General features: G+C 65.7%; 17 protein-coding genes. 9 read left to right on the forward strand and 8 right to left on the reverse strand.

The window, feature by feature from the left end:
- Positions 1 to 6 precede the first annotated feature (6 nt).
- The 7 genes from BLT03_RS10210 to BLT03_RS10240 all read left to right on the forward strand — a co-directional run bounded on the left by BLT03_RS10210 (position 7) and on the right by BLT03_RS10240 (position 8,463).
- The gene (locus BLT03_RS10210; protein WP_092743567.1) at positions 7 to 558 is read left to right on the forward strand and encodes a penicillin-binding protein activator LpoB; all 552 of its coding nucleotides are present in this window, start codon (positions 7 to 9) and stop codon (positions 556 to 558) included.
- A gap of 4 nt (positions 559 to 562) precedes the next feature.
- Positions 563 to 1,960 carry a PelD GGDEF domain-containing protein gene (locus BLT03_RS10215; RefSeq protein WP_092743205.1) on the forward strand — a complete coding sequence of 466 codons (1,398 nt, stop codon included), beginning with the start codon at positions 563 to 565 and terminating at the stop codon, positions 1,958 to 1,960.
- A complete protein-coding gene (locus tag BLT03_RS10220; RefSeq protein ID WP_092743207.1) occupies positions 1,953 to 2,966 on the forward strand; it encodes a hypothetical protein in 1,014 nt (337 codons plus the stop codon). Before BLT03_RS10215 ends, BLT03_RS10220 begins: the two co-directional genes overlap by 8 nt.
- Positions 2,963 to 4,495, forward strand: a complete 1,533-nt coding sequence (gene pelF, locus BLT03_RS10225) for a GT4 family glycosyltransferase PelF (protein ID WP_092743209.1) — start codon at positions 2,963 to 2,965, stop codon at positions 4,493 to 4,495. Before BLT03_RS10220 ends, pelF begins: the two co-directional genes overlap by 4 nt.
- On the forward strand, positions 4,495 to 5,868 hold the full coding sequence (pelG, locus tag BLT03_RS10230; protein ID WP_092743211.1) for an exopolysaccharide Pel transporter PelG: 1,374 nt from the start codon (positions 4,495 to 4,497) through the stop codon (positions 5,866 to 5,868). Before pelF ends, pelG begins: the two co-directional genes overlap by 1 nt.
- A gap of 69 nt (positions 5,869 to 5,937) precedes the next feature.
- Positions 5,938 to 7,173 (forward strand): spherulation-specific family 4 protein, encoded by a 1,236-nt coding sequence (locus BLT03_RS10235; RefSeq protein WP_092743213.1) that lies wholly within the window; start codon positions 5,938 to 5,940, stop codon positions 7,171 to 7,173.
- Positions 7,174 to 7,257: 84 nt separating this feature from the next.
- The gene (locus BLT03_RS10240; RefSeq protein WP_092743215.1) at positions 7,258 to 8,463 is read left to right on the forward strand and encodes a spherulation-specific family 4 protein; all 1,206 of its coding nucleotides are present in this window, start codon (positions 7,258 to 7,260) and stop codon (positions 8,461 to 8,463) included.
- A 141-nt stretch (positions 8,464 to 8,604) separates the two neighbouring features.
- Here the strand turns inward: BLT03_RS10240 and hisA are convergent, their stop codons facing one another.
- The 6 genes from hisA to BLT03_RS10270 are packed head-to-tail and all read right to left on the reverse strand — an operon-like array spanning position 8,605 to position 12,584.
- Positions 8,605 to 9,351 carry a 1-(5-phosphoribosyl)-5-[(5-phosphoribosylamino)methylideneamino]imidazole-4-carboxamide isomerase gene (gene hisA, locus BLT03_RS10245; RefSeq protein ID WP_092743217.1) on the reverse strand — a complete coding sequence of 249 codons (747 nt, stop codon included), beginning with the start codon at positions 9,349 to 9,351 and terminating at the stop codon, positions 8,605 to 8,607.
- Between the two features lie 57 nt (positions 9,352 to 9,408).
- Entirely contained in the window at positions 9,409 to 10,077 is a 669-nt protein-coding gene (hisH, locus tag BLT03_RS10250) for an imidazole glycerol phosphate synthase subunit HisH (RefSeq protein WP_092743219.1), read from the reverse strand.
- Positions 10,078 to 10,127: 50 nt separating this feature from the next.
- Positions 10,128 to 10,766, reverse strand: coding sequence for an imidazoleglycerol-phosphate dehydratase HisB (gene hisB, locus BLT03_RS10255; protein ID WP_092743221.1), 639 nt, complete (start codon positions 10,764 to 10,766; stop codon positions 10,128 to 10,130).
- Positions 10,763 to 11,914: a pyridoxal phosphate-dependent aminotransferase gene (locus tag BLT03_RS10260; RefSeq protein ID WP_092743223.1), complete on the reverse strand. Its 1,152-nt coding sequence runs from the start codon at positions 11,912 to 11,914 to the stop codon at positions 10,763 to 10,765. The genes hisB and BLT03_RS10260 overlap by 4 nt, the downstream gene beginning before the upstream one ends.
- Positions 11,911 to 12,363: a PIN domain-containing protein gene (locus BLT03_RS10265; protein ID WP_092743225.1), complete on the reverse strand. Its 453-nt coding sequence runs from the start codon at positions 12,361 to 12,363 to the stop codon at positions 11,911 to 11,913. The genes BLT03_RS10260 and BLT03_RS10265 overlap by 4 nt, the downstream gene beginning before the upstream one ends.
- Positions 12,360 to 12,584 carry a CopG family transcriptional regulator gene (locus BLT03_RS10270; RefSeq protein WP_092743227.1) on the reverse strand — a complete coding sequence of 75 codons (225 nt, stop codon included), beginning with the start codon at positions 12,582 to 12,584 and terminating at the stop codon, positions 12,360 to 12,362. Before BLT03_RS10270 ends, BLT03_RS10265 begins: the two co-directional genes overlap by 4 nt.
- Before the next feature lie 236 nt (positions 12,585 to 12,820).
- On the opposite strand from BLT03_RS10270, the gene BLT03_RS10275 reads away from it, so the two are divergent.
- Both BLT03_RS10275 and BLT03_RS10280 read left to right on the forward strand, forming a co-directional pair.
- Positions 12,821 to 13,759 carry a hypothetical protein gene (locus BLT03_RS10275; protein ID WP_092743229.1) on the forward strand — a complete coding sequence of 313 codons (939 nt, stop codon included), beginning with the start codon at positions 12,821 to 12,823 and terminating at the stop codon, positions 13,757 to 13,759.
- A 14-nt stretch (positions 13,760 to 13,773) separates the two neighbouring features.
- Positions 13,774 to 14,271, forward strand: a complete 498-nt coding sequence (locus BLT03_RS10280) for a hypothetical protein (protein ID WP_092743231.1) — start codon at positions 13,774 to 13,776, stop codon at positions 14,269 to 14,271.
- A 58-nt stretch (positions 14,272 to 14,329) separates the two neighbouring features.
- On the opposite strand, the gene hisD is transcribed toward BLT03_RS10280, so the two are convergent.
- The gene (gene hisD / locus BLT03_RS10285; RefSeq protein ID WP_092743233.1) at positions 14,330 to 15,643 is read right to left on the reverse strand and encodes a histidinol dehydrogenase; all 1,314 of its coding nucleotides are present in this window, start codon (positions 15,641 to 15,643) and stop codon (positions 14,330 to 14,332) included.
- A gap of 51 nt (positions 15,644 to 15,694) precedes the next feature.
- Entirely contained in the window at positions 15,695 to 16,048 is a 354-nt protein-coding gene (locus tag BLT03_RS10290; protein WP_092743235.1) for a hypothetical protein, read from the reverse strand.
- Positions 16,049 to 16,139: the final 91 nt, after the last annotated feature.

Raw genomic sequence — 16,139 nt, forward strand, 5'->3', positions numbered from 1 at the left:
CCCACCATGCAACACCACCGCAACCTGCTGCAACGCCTGCAAGTTTTCGCCGCTGGCGGCGCCTTGCTGCTGCTGGCCGCCTGCTCCACCATCGACCGCGGCGAGCCGCCGGCGCTGGAGCGCAACGCCACATGGGTGGTGCTGCCGTTCGCCAACCACACCGAGACGCCGCTGGCCGGCAACCGAGCCGAAGCCATCGCCCAGGCGTTGCTGCACGCACGCGGCGTGGGCCGCATCCAGCGCTACCCCACCAGCACCCAGCAGGAAGCGCTGTTCGACGCGGGCGACGCCAAACGCCAGCAGGAAGTACTGGCCTGGGCGCGTGAACAGCAGGCCAAGTACGCCTTGACCGGGGCCGTGGACGAATGGCGCTACAAGGTCGGCGTGGACGGCGAGCCGGCCGCGGGCGTGACGCTGCAGATCATCGACGTGGCCTCGGGCGACACGATCTGGAGCGGAACGGGCGGCAAGAGCGGCTGGAGCCGCGAAGCCCTGTCAGGCGTGGCGCAGAAGCTGATCCGCGACCTGCTGGACTCCGGCCTGTCGCGAGCCCGCTGAAGCCATGGCGCCAGAGACGATCTCGTCGGCTGAACGGCGGCGCACTGTCGGCGCGGCCGCGCCCGAGCCGGCGGCCGAGCCGAGCGTTCGGCACCTTCCCGCTAACTTGCTGGGCAAGCTGGCGGACACCGACACGCGCCCCGCGATCATGCTGGGCGAAACGCTGCTGTTGCCGATCATCGCGCTGGCGCTGGGCCTGGTGCTGGAGCCCGACGACCCTCTGTGGACCCAGGCGGAGTTTCCCTGGTCGTGGCTGGCGCCGGTGATCGTGGCCTTGCGCTACGGCCCCCTGGCCGGGCTGGGAGCCGCCTGCGTGCTGCTGGCAGGCTGGCTGGCAATCAACCTCGGGCACTACGACGCCTTTCCGCAGATCTACTTTCTGGGGGGCCTCATCCTCGTGATGCTGGTGGGCGAGTTTTCCAGCCTGTGGCAGGCCCGCACCCGGCGCGCCGAGAACGTACAGCTGTACCTCGATCAGCGCCTGGAACACCTGGTGCGCCAGTACTACCTGCTGCGCCTGTCGCACGACCGGCTGGAGCAGGAGCTGATCGGCCGGCCGATGTCGATGCGCGATGCGCTGTCCACGCTGCAGGCGCTGGGCGGCTCGCAGGAGGATGCGGCCCAGGGCGCGCAGACCCTGCTGCGGCTGCTGGCCCAGTACTGCCAACTGGAGTCGGCAGCGCTCTATGCCGCCACCGAAGACAACATCGAGGCCCGGGCCGTGGCGCGCATCGGCAGCGGCACCGAGCTCGACCCGCGCGATCCGCTGGTGCAGCAGGCGCTGGAGACGCGCAAGCTCTGCCACGTGAGCCAGATGCTGGCCGACCAGCAGCAGACACGCTATCTGGCTGCGGCGCCATTGCTTGACCTAGGGGGCGAGATTTACGGGTTGCTCGTCATCGAGGACATGCCGTTCTTCTCGCTGCAGGCCGAGAACCTGCAAACGATCAATCTGCTGCTGGGCTATTACACCGATGGGCTGGCCATGCAGACCGTGGCCGCGCCGATCCTCAAAGAGCTGCCCGACTGCCCGGCCGACTTCGCTTTCGAGGCGCAGCGCCTCGCCCACATCCGCGACAGCGCCAAAGTGCCCAGCGTGATCGTGGCGCTGGAGTTCCTACCCCGCGCCATGGAAGCCGGCCTGCCGGGCCAGATCGAACGCCTGAAACGCGAACTCGACGAAAGCTGGCTCATCACCGGGCCGGAGCGCCAGGTGCTGGCCATGCTGATGCCGCTGGGCGACACGGCAACGGCCGAGGGCTACATCAACCGGCTGGAAGTCTGGTCGGGCCAGAAGAGCGGCAAGCCACTGGCCGAGGCCGGCGTGTTCCCCCACATCATTGCGCTGAACGGCGAAACCATTGCCGTGCTCAAGCGGTTGAACGGGATGGCGCATGCTTAACATCAAGTTCGGCATCTCCGCGCTGCTCCTGGAGATCGGCGCATGGAGCGGGCCCGCGCTCCTGGAAGGCCACACGGACGCGGCGCTGTCGAGCTACCTGATCGTGCACGCCGGTGCCTGCCTGATGCTGTCGCTGTTTCTGCTGCCCTTTTTGTCGGGCGACCAGGCCAAGCCCCGTGCGCCGGTGCTGGGACTGATGGCGGCCTTCAGCTATGCCGTGCCCGTCGTCGGCTTCATCGGAGTGATCGCCGCAGTGGTGGTGCTGCGCATCTACCGCAGCCCCGCATCCCAGGGCGACTTCGAATCGCTGCGCCTGCCCGAGTTTGACCGCCACCAGCGCATGCAGGGCAGCTTTCGCCAGGCGGGACTCAGGTCCTTCCTGGGCAACAGCCAGGCGCCCATGCAGACCCGCATGCGTGCCATGGTGGCGCTGCAGCATGTGTCCGGGCGCATCGCCTCGCCCCTGCTGCGCACGGTGCTGAGCGACCCGAGCGAAGACCTGCGCCTGCTGGCCTACGGCATGCTGGACACGCTGGAAAAACGCATCAACCGCACCATCGACAGCGAACTGGACGCGCTGCGCCAGGCCAAGCTGGACGAAGGCGACACTCCGGGCCCGCTCACGATCGAGTCGGCGTTTCGCCTGTCCGACCTGTACTGGGAACTGGTGTACCAGGAGCTGGTGCAGGGCGACCTGCGCGACCACGCGGTGAAAGAGTCGCTGCAGTATTGCGACCAGGTGCTGGCTCAGCAGGCGGATCATCCTCAACTGAACCTGCGCCGCGGCCGCCTGCTGCATCTGCTGGGCCGCATCGACGAGGCCGAAAGCGCCTATGCCCGCGCCCGCGAACTGGGCCTGCCCGCTACCCGCGTACTGCCCTACCAGGCCGAGTTGTGTTTCGAGCGGCGCGACTTCGCGCAGACGCGCGAACTGGTGCAGCAACTCAACCAGTGGCGCGCGCTGCCGCGGCTGCGCCCCATCCTCGATTACTGGAGCGCGCCATGACCGGGCCGAAGGCCAGCGAGGCCGATGTCGCCCTGCTGCTGGAGGGCACGTTCCCCTATGTGAGCGGCGGCGTGTCGAGCTGGATCAACCAGATCATCCGCGCCTACCCGGAGTACCGCTTCGCCATCGTCTTCCTGGGCAGCCGCCGCGAGGACTATTCCAAGTTCAAGTACGAACTGCCGCCGAACGTCGTGCACTTCGAGGAGCATTACCTCTACGACCACCTGGGCGTGCGCACGCTCCCTGCCCGGCGCAAGGGCAGCCGCGCGGCGCTGGACATGGTGCACACGCTGGTCGAATCGTTCCGCACGGGCGACCGCACCCCCGAGACCATGGCCGCGTTCCGCGAGATCACGCGGCAGATGCAGCCGGGCGGCCAGTTGCCGCTGGAAGACTTTCTCTACAGCGAGCGGGCCTGGGAGATCATCTGCAAAAGCTACCGCGACCATTGCACCGATCCCTCGTTCGTGGACTATTTCTGGACGGTGCGCATCATGTACCAGCCGCTGTGGACGCTGGCGCGCGTGGCCAAGCAGCTCATCCCGGTGCGCGTGGTGCATTGCGCCTCCACGGGGTATGCCGGCTTTCTCGGCGGGCTGATCGAGCAGGCGCGCGGCGTGCCGCTGATCCTGTCGGAACACGGCATCTACACCAAGGAACGCAAGATCGACCTGTTCAAGAGCGAGTGGATCCGCGACAACCGCAACATCTTCCAGCGCGACCCGACCGAGCTGTCGTACTTCCGCCAGATGTGGATCCAGTTCTTCGAGTGGCTGGGCTACTACTGCTATGCCGCAGCCGACCCGATCATCGCGCTCTACGAGACCAACCGGTTGCGCCAGGTGACCGATGGCGCGCAAGCGTCGCGCACCTTCAACATTCCCAACGGCATCAACCTGGGTCGCTTCGCCCCGCTGCGCGACAAGCGGCCGGCCGAGGTGCCGCCGGTGCTGTGCCTGATCGGCCGTGTGGTGCCCATCAAGGACATCAAGACTTTCATCCGCGCCATGCGCCGCGTGGTCAACCAGTTGCCGCAGGCCGAGGGCTGGATCGCCGGACCCACCGAAGAAGACCCGGCCTATGCGCAGGAGTGCACGAACCTCGTGCGCAGCCTGGGCCTGGAGCAGAACATCCGCTTCCTGGGTTTTCAGCGCGTGGAAGACCTGATGCCGCGCATCGGGCTGGTGATTCTTTCGTCGATCAGCGAAGCGCTGCCACTGGTGATCCTGGAGGGCTACGCGGCGGGCGTGCCCACGGTGTCCACCGACGTGGGCTCGTGCCGCCAGTTGATCGAGGGGCTGGACGATGAAGACAAGGCGCTGGGCGCTTCGGGCAAGGTCGTGCCGATCGCCGACCCGCAGCGCCTGGCCGATGCCTCGCTGTCGCTGCTGAACGATCCGCTGGCCTGGGAATCCGCCAGCCGCGCGGCCATCGCGCGCGTGGAGCGCTACTACACCGACACGATGATGTTCGACCGCTACCGCCGCGTGTACGAAGCCGCGTTCCAGAAGACGGAGGGCCCCCGCTGATGGCTGGCATTGGTTTCGAACTGCGCCGCATGCTGCGCAAGAACACGCTGGTGAGCCTGGTGCAGGCCTATGCCTATGCCGGCGTCATCGGCTCGGGCCCCTGGGTCTTCTCCATCGTGGGCATTCTGCTCATCGGGATTTTCAGCGCCAGCGTGGTCGTGCCGGGCTTTCTCGTCACGCAGTTCCAGACCTCGGTCACCTACATGGTCGCCGGGAGCCTGATCCTCACCGGGCTGGTGCAACTGGCCTTCACGCGATTCGTGTCCGACCGGCTTTTCGAAAAGCGCAAAGACCTCATCCTGCCCAACCTGCACGGCCTGCTGCTGGTGGTATCGCTGGTGGCCGGGGCGCTGGGAACACTCGCGCTGTTCACACTGCTCCCCAACCTGGGACTCGTGTACCGCATGCTCATGCTGGCGGGCTTCACGCTGATGTGCGACGTGTGGGTGCTGACGGTGCTGCTGTCCGGCATGAAGCGCTACAAGGAAATCGTGGCGCTGTTCGGGCTGGCCTACGCGGTGATCGTGATCGGCTCTCTCTTCATGCGCCCCTGGGGGCTGGAGGGGCTGCTGGCCGGCTTCGTGCTGGGCAACTACCTGCTGCTGGCCGGCATGTGGATTCTGGTGGTGCAGGAGTTCAACCCCAAGGGCCGGCTGATCGCATTCGATTTCGCGCATCGCAAGCTGCTGTATCCGTCGCTGGTGGCCATCGGGTTTTTGTACAACTTCGGCATCTGGATCGACAAGTTCATGTTCTGGTACTTCCCGCCGACGTCCCAGAGCATCATCGGCGGGCTGCGCGCGTCGATCATCTACGACCTGCCGGTGTTCCTGGCCTACCTGTCCATCATTCCCGGGATGGCCGTGTTCCTGGTGCGCATCGAAACCGACTTCGTCGAGTACTACGACAAATTCTACGACGCGGTGCGCAGTGGCGGCTCGCTCGAATACATCGAGGCCATGCGCGATGAAATGGTCTATTCGATCCAGCAGGGCCTGGGCGAGATCGGCAAGATCCAGACGCTGGCCATTCTGGTCACGTTCGTGGCGGGCCCGGCAGTGCTGGACGTGCTGGGCATCTCGCGGCTCTACCTGCCGCTGCTGCACGTGCAGGTGATCGGCGCGGGGCTGCAGGTGGGGCTCATGGCCATCCTGAACGTGTTCTTCTACCTGGACCAGCGGCGCATCGTGCTGGTGCTGTGCGTGCAGTTCGTGCTGCTGAACATCGCGCTCACCGGCTTCACCCTGTACACCGGCGCCGCCCTCTACGGCTATGGCTTTGCCCTGTCCACCTTGCTCACGCTGTGCACCGGCATGTACCTGCTGTCGCGCCAACTCAACCGGCTGGAGTACGAAACGTTCATGCTGCAGTAGCCCGCCACGACGGCGGTGGACAATGAATCGAACAGCATTCATCGAAGCCGTTACAAAAAGGGGGGAGTCATGCCGAAGACGATCCATGGCGCATCGCTGGGCCGAACCTTGTTTCGCTGGAGTGCTCCGGCCCTCGCAGGGCTGATGTCGGCGGCACTGCTCTCCGCCTGCGGAGGGGGCGGTGGAGGCAGTGGCAGCGAACCTGCCGAAGTGGCCGGGCAGAAGGCGGAGGCCGCGGCAGCCGGTGCGCAGGTGGCCTTCGACACCCCGCCGGACCAGGCCGTTTTCGATCTGGGAGCCACCGTGCCGGTCTCGCTGACGCTGCAGTCCGGCGCCGCCATCCTCGCAGACGGCTTGCCCATCGATTTTTCCGCCACTTCCGGCAGTTTCATCCCCTTGGCGGCTTCGCTGCTGAGCAGCCAGGCGGTGACGGCATTCACGCCCACCGCGACGGGACGGCAGACGCTCACCGCATCGGTTGCGCTGAGCGGCGGCGGCGCGGCCACCGCCAGCCGCACGCTGTATGTGCGGCCGCCGCCCGCTCCGATGGAAATCTTGGTGCCGGCGTATTTCTACCCATCGGCAGGCTCGCCCTGGGACGCCATGGCCGCTGGCGCACAGGCCTATCCATCGGTGAGCGTCACCGCCATCCTCAACCCGAACAACGGCGTCTTCACCCGCGCCAACCCCGAGTTCACGGCGGCCGCCCGATCCTTCGTTCAATCGGGGGGCAAGCTGCTGGGCTATGTCTACACCAGCTACGGGTCGCGCTCGATCAGCAAGGTCAAGGGCAACATCGACAAGTACCTCAGCCTCTACGGCACGGGGGTCGTGAGCGGTTTCTTCATCGACGAGATGTCATCGGCGCCCGGCCGGCTGGCCTACTACCGGCAGCTCTTCGACTACATCAAGAGCAAGGGCGCCACGCTGCGCGTGGTGGGCAACCCGGGCACCGTGCCCGATGCAGCCTACGCCGCCGTGGCCGACACCCTCGTGACCTTCGAGAACCGGCAGGCCAGCTTTGCCGATTACGACCCCCGCGCCACGGGCGGGTGGCTCTACCAACTGGCCAACAGCCGCCAGAACGCCCTGGTGCACGATGCCGCCAACTGCGCCGCCATGCAGGCTTCGGTGCGCGCGGCGGCCACGGCGCGCATGAACAGCGGCGTCATCTATGTGACGGACGACACCTTCGACCCCGACACCCAGGAAGGCAACCCCTGGGACACGCTGCCGGCCTATTGGACGCAGCTGCTGGGCACCGTGGACGCCGTGAATCGGGGTGCCACCCCGCCCAACTGCTGATCGCCCCCTGGTGCCAACCCACCTGCGAACCGACAATCTCGCCAACGCCCATCCGCCCTGCACTGCTCCGCCCGAGGAACCACCATGCACCGCCTTCCTGCCCCCACCTCCCGCATTGCCCGAATCAGCCGCTGGTGCGGCCTGTCCCTGGCCGCTCTGCTGGCCGCATGCGGCGGCGGTGGCGGAGGCGGCTCCAGCGACCCCACGACGCCGACGACGCCCACACCGACCAGCATCGCCATCACCCTGACCGCGCCCGAGGCCGAGGCCGTCTTCACCGCCACTGCCGCGCTGTCGGTCACGGCCCGCGTCACCGTCAACGGCGTGGACGCGGCAGACGGCACGGCCGTGAGCTTCTCCGCCCTGCCCGGCCCGTTTTCCACCACGGGCGCCACCCGTGCCGGCGTGGCGACGGCCGCCCTGACAGGCGCTGCAGCCGGCCGCCAGGAGATCAGCGCCACCACCACCGTCTCGGGCCAGTCGGTCACCGCCACGCGCGTGGTGTATCTGCGCCCGGCGCCTGCAGCGCTGGAGGTGCTGGTGCCCGCATATTTCCATCCGGCGTCGAGCCAGGGCTGGGCCCTGCTGGCCAGCGGCGCGGCGGCCAATCCGGCCGTCTCGGTGACGGCCATCCTGAACCCCAACAACGGCGTGTTCACCACCGCCGAGGCCAGCTATGTCAGCGCCGTCAACGCGTTCGTGTCCGCGGGCGGCAAGGTGGTGGGCTACGTGTTCACGGGCTACGGCACGGGATCGCGCTCGCTGGCCAGCATCAAGGCGAACATCGACAACTACATCGCGCTCTTCGGGCGCGGGGCGATCAGCGGCATCTTCCTGGACGAGATGGCCTCCGAAACCACGCGGCTCGACTTCTACCGTGAGATCTACAGCTACATCAAGGCCAAGGACGCCAGCCTGCGGGTGATCGGCAACCCCGGCATGGTGCCGTCTGCCGGCTACGCCGCGGTGGCCGACGTACTCGTCACCTTCGAAGGCCGCAACGTCACCTACGCCAGCTACGACCCGCGCACCACGCCCTGGCTGTACACGCTGTCCAACAGCCGCCAGAGTTCGCTGGTGCACAACACCGCCACCTGCGCCGACATGCAGCGCGCCGTGCAGTCGGCGGCATCGAACCGCTACAACGCCGGTCCCATCTACATGACGAACCTCGAATACGACCCCGTGGCCGACGTCGGCAACCCCTGGGACGCCCTGCCGTCGTACTGGACGGGCCTGCTGCAGACGGTGGCGGCGGTGAACCAGGGACGGGCTTTGCCAGGCTGCTGAGGCGCGGAGGCGCGGAGGCGCGGCCCGCCAAAACGGGCCCAGGGCCCCTTGGAACGAAAAACGGCTCCCGGTGCCGGGAGCCGTGAATTCAGCGCTTAATAAGGCGAAAGCGGCGACCGGGCCGCCGTCGCCCGGCGTGCTTCAGGCCACGCCGTTCAGTTCATCGGCACGGGTCTGCGCCGACGCGAAATCCAGATCGCCAGAGTAGATGGCACGGCCGCAGATCACGCCTTCGATGCCTTCGTCCTCCACCGCGCACAGCTTCTCGATGTCGGCCATGTTGGCCAGCCCGCCCGAGGCGATGACCGGAATGGTGAGCGACTGCGCCAGCTTGACGGTGGCTTCGATGTTGATGCCCGAGAGCATGCCGTCGCGGCCGATGTCGGTGTAGATGATGGATTCGACGCCCCAGTCCTCGAACTTCTTGGCGAGGTCCACCACTTCATGGCCGGTGAGCTTGCTCCAGCCGTCGGTGGCGACCTTGCCGTCCTTGGCGTCCAGGCCGACGATGATGTGGCCGCCGAAGGCACTGCAGGCGTCCTTGAGGAACCCCGGGTTCTTCACGGCGGCGGTGCCGATGATCACGTAGCGCAAGCCGCCATCGATGTACTTCTCGATCGTGTCCAGGTCGCGGATGCCGCCGCCGAGCTGCACCGGAATGTCGCTGCCGACTTCCTTCAGGATGGACTTGATGGCCGTGTAGTTCTTGGGCGTGCCGGCGAATGCGCCGTTCAGGTCCACGAGGTGCAGCCGGCGCGCCCCGGCGACGACCCATTTGCGCGCCATGGCGGCGGGGTCTTCTCCGAAGGTGGTCGATTGGTCCATATCGCCTTGCTTGAGGCGCACGCAGTGTCCGTCCTTGAGGTCGATGGCGGGGATGAGCAGCATGATGGAAAGGCTAGGAGGTGCCAGGCCAGGCCACAGGCCCGGCAGGGGGGTTGAGGATCAGGGATTCCAGTGAAGGAAGTTGCGATAGAGCGCCAGGCCGTGCTCCGCGCTCTTTTCCGGATGGAATTGCGTGGCAAAAATATTATCGCGCGCAACGGCCGCTGCAAAGGGGCCGCCGTAGTCGGCTTCGCCCGCGCAATGCGCCGCATCCAGCGGGCGCGCGTAGAAGCTGTGCACGAAATAGAAGTAGCTCTGGTCTGGAACGCCAGCCCACACCGGGTGCACCGCACCGCCGTGGGGCATCTGGGCGACGCGGTTCCAGCCCATCTGGGGCACCTTGTAGCGGCTGCCATCGGGCTGCAGCCGGCCACCCAGGTCGAACTTGCGCACGTCGCCGTGGATCAGCGACAGGCCGGGCGTGTCGCCCTCGGCGCTGCGATCGAGCAGCATCTGCATGCCCACGCACACGCCGAACATCGGCTTGGCCGCGGCGGCCTCCATCACCGAAGCCTGCAGACCGGATTCGCGCAGTTCGCGCATGCAGTCGGGCATGGCGCCCTGCCCTGGCAGCACGACCCGCTGCGCGGCGCGCACTTCTTCGGGGCGGGAGGTGACGACCACCGTCCACCCGGTGCCCTCGGCCGCGGCCTGAACGGCCTGCGAGACGGAGCGCAGGTTGCCCATGCCGTAGTCGACGACGGCCACGGTTTTTGCTTCACTTTTCATAGCTGCTTGCGCATATTGGATAAGCGCTGGATGCCAATTTGGCTTAAACCTTAGAGGGACCCTTTGGTGGAGGGAATGACACCGGCCGCGCGGGGGTCGCGCTCCAGCGCGGCGCGCAGCGCGCGGGCGAAAGCCTTGAACACCGTCTCGCACTGGTGGTGGGCGTTGATGCCCTTGATGTTGTCGATGTGCAGCGTGACGCCCGCGTGGTTCACGAAGCCCTGGAAGAATTCGTAGGTGAGCTGCGTGTCGAACCCGCCGACGCTGCCGGCCGTGAACGGAATGTGCAGGTGCAGCCCCGGGCGGCCCGAGAAATCGACCACCACCCGCGACAGCGCTTCGTCCAGCGGCACATAGGCGTGGCCGTAGCGGCGGATGCCCTTCTTGTCGCCCACGGCCCGCGCGAACGCCTGGCCGAGGGTGATGCCCACGTCTTCCACTGTGTGGTGGCCGTCGATGTGCAGATCGCCTTCGCACTCGATGCGCAGGTCGATCAGGCCGTGCCGCGCGATCTGGTCGAGCATGTGGTCGAAAAAGCCGATGCCCGTGGACAGGCGGGCTTCGCCCGTGCCGTCGAGGTTTACGCACACGTGGATGCGGGTTTCGGCCGTGTTGCGGGACACCTCCGCAATGCGGTCGGCATCGGAGCTGTCGGACGGGACGGAAGGAACGAGTGCAGAAGAGGTCATAGGGAAGCCTGGAGCGCGGCGAGCATCTGGGCGTTGTCGGCCGCATTGCCGACCGTCAGGCGCAGGCAGTTGGCCAGCAATGGGTGCATTGTAGAAACGTTCTTGACGAGCACCTTGCGGGCTTTCATGCCCTCGAAGGTGCGGGCGGCATCGGCCACGCGCAGCAGCACCATGTTGGCTTCGCTGTCCCAGGCTTTTTCGACGCCCGGCAGGGCGCGCAACGCGGCCAGCAGCGCGGTGCGCTCCTGGCGCAGTTCGGCAGCCTGGGCCGCGAACACGTCGGCATGCTCGAGCGCGAACAGCGCCGCCTCGCAGTTGAGCACGCTCACGTTGTAGGGCGGGCGCACCTTGTCGATCTCGGCCGCGAGCGCGGCCGGGGCGATGAGATAGCCCAGCCGCACACCAGCCAGGCCGAACTTGCTGAGCGTGCGCATCAGCAGCACGTGCGCGTTGCGGGCCGGCTCGGCGCGCATGCGGTCAATCCACGTGCGGCTGGCGAAGGGCTGGTAGGCCTCGTCCATCACAACGAGGCCGCCCTGCGCGCCCACCGCGTCGATGATGCGCTGCACGGCGCCCTCGTCCCACAGCGTGGCGGTGGGGTTGTTGGGGTAGGCGATGTAGGTGATGGCCGGACGGTGCCGCGCGATGGCGGCGAGCATCGCGGGCTCGTCGAGTTCGAAGTCGGCCGTCAACGGCACGCCGACGAAATCCAGCCCCTGCAGTTGCGCGCTCAACGGGTACATCACGAAGCCGGGCATGGGCGCGAGCATGGTGGCGCGCTGCCCCGCACCGGGCTGGGCGCAGGCCAGTGCCAGCAAGGTGATGAGTTCGTCGGAGCCGTTGCCCAGCACCATCGCGTGACCGACGGGCATGCCCGCATAGGCGGCCAGCGCGGCTTTCAGATCGGCGATGCGGTCGCCGGGATACCGATTGAGCGCCAGCGCGCCCAGCCGTTCACCCAAGGCTTTTTGCAGCGCGTCCGGCAAGCGAAACGGGTTTTCCATCGCATCCATCTTGAGCATGCCCGCCGATGGCTGCACGGCGTACGAATGCATGGCGCGCACGTCGGGGCGGATGCGGTCGAGGGCGCCTGCGGCCAGGGAGGCGGCATTGGCGGCAGTGGCAGGGGGCGTGGCGGTGCTCGTCATTCGGCGGTGTCCAGTTCGTGGGGGGCGATGAGGAAGGGGTTGATGGGTCGCACGGCGTCCATGGGCTGGTCGTGCGGCAGCGCTTCGGTCAGCAGGTAGCGGCAACCCTGCTGGTGCGCCGAAGACAGGATGAGCGCATCCCAGTAGCCCAGCCCGTAGCGGTCCTGCAGGTCCCACGCGCCATCGACGGTGTAGGCGTCCAGGTGCGGCGGTTGCCACACGCGAAAGCGCCGCACCTGGGCGCGCACCTGCTGCAGCGTTTGCGGCCCGCGAAATCGCTGGATGGCCTGGTTGTACAGCTCGTTGAGCACCTGCGAGCTGACGCGGCCACTGCGCGTTTGCCAGCAGAACGCGAGCCACTCGCGTGCCCGCGCCTGCCTGACCGGATCGCGGTCATCCACGCTGCACAGCAGCACTTCGGTGTCCACAAAGATGGGAACGGTGCTCATCGCCGGAACAGGATTTCGCGCGGCACATACGGGCCGTCGGAGGCGCCCCAGCTCTCGAAGCTCAGCGCCTCGCGCATGGCCTGCGCATAGGCGTCTTCCTGGCGCATCTTCTCGGCCAGCCACTCACCCACCAGCCGTGAGACGCTGCTGCCGCGCTTGGCAGCTTCCACCCGCACCCATTCGGCGGCGGCGTCGTCCATGGTGATGGTCACGTTCTTCATGGCTGAAATGCTACACGAACTTCGTGGTGCACAAGTTCGTGCGATTTGAATTAATAACCGTTTACCTTCGAGGTAACTTCAAACGAGTTCGCTACGGCATTCCCGAATATCTCGCGGATGGGTTACCAAACACTTAACTCTAGGTTAAACATCTTGTTTCATCTTGCCGTCTTCTCCGTTTCAGTCTGCGTTTAGCATTCGCCCCCAACAAAAACACAATCTCGAGGGGGGATTGAATGAGCGCAGAACTTGCGGCCACGTTCTTCAACGTCGGCTATGGACAGACCCTGGCCCAGTCCATGGACAAGAACCAGGTGGACGTCTTGGTGCTGACACAGGGTCAATTCATGAGCATCTTGCAGGACAAGGCTCAGAACAACGCGGCGCTGGAATTTAGCCTGCGCAAGATGCTGTCTCAGTCTACGTTCGGGCAGTACTGGCAGAAGACGTTCAGTCCAAATGCGGGTGAGCCTTGGGTGGGACCGGCCGCCCAAGGTGCCAATGATGCGCTGGCGATCGTCAAAACACTGAACGCGCTCGGTATGGGCGGGGTGGGCAGTTTCATCAAGAACACGGCGACTGGCACATACATCATCATTAAGGGTTACTCGGCAAGGCGCAGCAGCGCCCTGCAGGGCACCCGTTACCTCGCGACAAACCCAAAGATGCTGCAACTGGGTCTCGGTATCAAGAGCCTGCAGGGCATTGCCAAGGGCGGCTTCATGCTGGGCGTGGTCGTCTCCACGGGTATCGAGTTGATGGACTTCATGTTCAACGATGAGAAGACCATGTATGACTTGGTAGGTGGGATCGGTGTGGAGGCTGTAAAGGCGGGACTGGGCGCACTCATCGCCTACGGTGCAGCAGCCACTTTCGGAGGGGTTGTCTCCACCGTGGCCGTGTTGCCTTTGGTTGTTATGGCCGTTGTCGCCTTTGGTATCGGCACGGGGCTGAATTATCTGGACAACAGCTATGGAGTCAAAAGCAAGGTGATCGCTGCGCTCAAGATGATCCCCGATCAAACGGCCCAGGGCATGTACTACATCAACACTGCTGCGCAATCTTGGCAGGACGAACTGCGTGACGCCATCGAACAGAAGAAAGTAGAGGCTGGCCGCGCCATCGACCGAGGCGTGAGAGACTGGCTATGCCGTATCACATGCGTGCGCTACTGAAAACCACTGCTGCGATGAACGATATCAAGCAAATCCGAAAGCTTCTCGTGTGGGGCATTCCGCTGTACATAGGGCTGATCATTGGCTCCGCTTTGATGGTGGCCTACATCCTCGTCCCCACGGTCGCTGCCATTGTAGTGCGGGCTCCAGCGGTCCGGATCGCACCTGGCGCACAGTTAGCCCCGTTCATCGCACTTTTTTGCCTGCTAGGCATTGTGGTGGGCGTGATGCGAGCAATACCCTGTAGTGACCGCCTCATCAAGAAGTTTGAGTTCGCAGCCAATGCTGCGGTCGTCGCAAGCGGGATTGCTTTGCTGCTGGTCCCCGTCACCTCCGTAGTACAGCGCTTCTACATGCCAAGCCTGGGCTACTCCGTTTGCTCGGAACTGCAGGGCAACCCGACTATGTGGTTCACCGATTGGGTCCGCGACTCAGCTTGGTGCGTCAAAGGCAAAAGCCTGGATTGGGTGAACGACCAGGCTGGTTCGGCCATCGGGCACGTCACTCCGTAGGCACCGCAGCCAATGCAATACCTTAAGCGCACAAAGAGCGGACGCAGGGTGGCCCGGGTCAGGCCTTGATCCGCATCTCGGCCGCCCGCGCGTGGGCCTGCAGGCCTTCGCCGTAGGCCAGTTCGGCGGCGATCTTGCCCAGCGTCTGCGCGCCGGCCTCGCTCACTTCGATCAGGCTGCTGCGCTTTTGGAAGTCGTACACGCCCAGCGGCGACGAAAAGCGGGCCGTGCCGCTGGTCGGCAGCACGTGGTTGGGACCGGCGCAGTAATCGCCCAGCGATTCGCTGGTGTAGGCCCCGAGGAAGATCGCACCGGCATGCCGCAGCAGCGGTTCCCAGCGGTGCGGGTCGCGGCTCGATACCTCCAGGTGTTCCGGCGCGATGCGGTTGCTGATGGCGCAGGCCTCTTCCATGTCGCGGGTGAGGATCAGCGCGCCACGGCCGTTCAGGCTCTTGGCGATGATCTCGGCGCGGGGCATGGTGGGCAGCAACTGGTCGATGGCGGCCTGCACTGCGTCGATGTAAGCGGCGTCGGGGCTCAGCAGGATGGATTGCGCCAGTTCATCGTGTTCGGCCTGGCTGAACAGGTCCATGGCCACCCAGTCGGGCGGCGTGGAGCCATCGGCCAGCACCAGGATTTCGCTCGGGCCCGCGATCATGTCGATGCCCACGGTGCCGAACACGCGCTTCTTGGCGCTCGCCACATAGGCATTGCCGGGGCCGGTGATCTTGTCCACCTTCGGCACGGTGGCCGTGCCATAGGCCAGCGCGGCCACGGCCTGGGCACCGCCCAGGGTGAAGGCGCGGGTCACGCCGGCCACGTGCGCGGCGGCCAGCACCAGCGGGTTGCGCGCGCCCTGCGGCGTGGGCACCACCATGATGATCTCGCCCACGCCCGCCACGTGCGCGGGAATGGCGTTCATCAGCACGCTCGAGGGGTATGCGGCCTTGCCGCCCGGCACATAGATGCCCACGCGGTCGAGCGGCGTGACCTTCTGTCCGAGCAGCGTGCCGTCTTCGTCGCGGTAGCTCCAGCTTTCGCCGCTGGCCCGCTTCTGGGCTTCGTGATAGCGGCGCACCCGGGCGGCGGCGGCCTCCAGGGCCTTGCGCTGCACGGCGGGAATGGCGTCGAAAGCGGCTTTCAATTCGTCCTGCGACAGCTCCAGCGCCGCCATGGAATCGACCGCCAGGCCGTCGAAACGCCGGGTGTACTCCAGCACGGCGTCGTCGCCGCGGGCCTGCACATCGGCCAGGATGTCGGCCACGCGCTGCTCGATGGCGGCATCGGTCTCGGCGGACCAATGCAGGCGGTCCCGGAAAGCGGTCTCGAAATCGGCGCTATCGGTACGCAAACGAACAGGCGTGGCTTTCATGGTTTTTCTATCTCGATCTCTATCGCGAAAAGGAAGAAAGAACCGCCGGGCTCACTCGGTCTCTGCCGATACGTCGCCCGTCTTGCGGTTGTACTTGAGCGTGATCTTGTCGAGTTCGCAGAGGTTGAAGCCCTCCCACTCGACTTCCGACGAATCGTCGGTGAACACGACCTTGATGTCCTGCACGCAATGCTTGGTGTCGCCGAACTTGAACTTGCGCGACGCGCCGTTCACCAGTTGGTTGCGGCCCAGGCGGTCGCTGCCCCACTTGTCCATCTTGGTGGGCGAGATGTACACCTCGTTGAGCGCATAGCCGGTGCGGTTGACCAGCGTGAAGTCCGCATCGGCGGCGAAGGAGGCGCCGCTCAGAGCCAGACAACCCAGCACCAAGATTTTTTTGAACATGGAACACCTCAGATTTTTGAAACATAAGATGCATCGAGAAACAATTTTCTCGACACAGCCCGGATTCTGCCGTGTCCCGGACACTTCGGGG

Origin of the sequence: Paracidovorax valerianellae (genome assembly GCF_900102625.1) — a bacterium.
Lineage (GTDB): Bacteria > Pseudomonadota > Gammaproteobacteria > Burkholderiales > Burkholderiaceae_C > Paracidovorax > Paracidovorax valerianellae.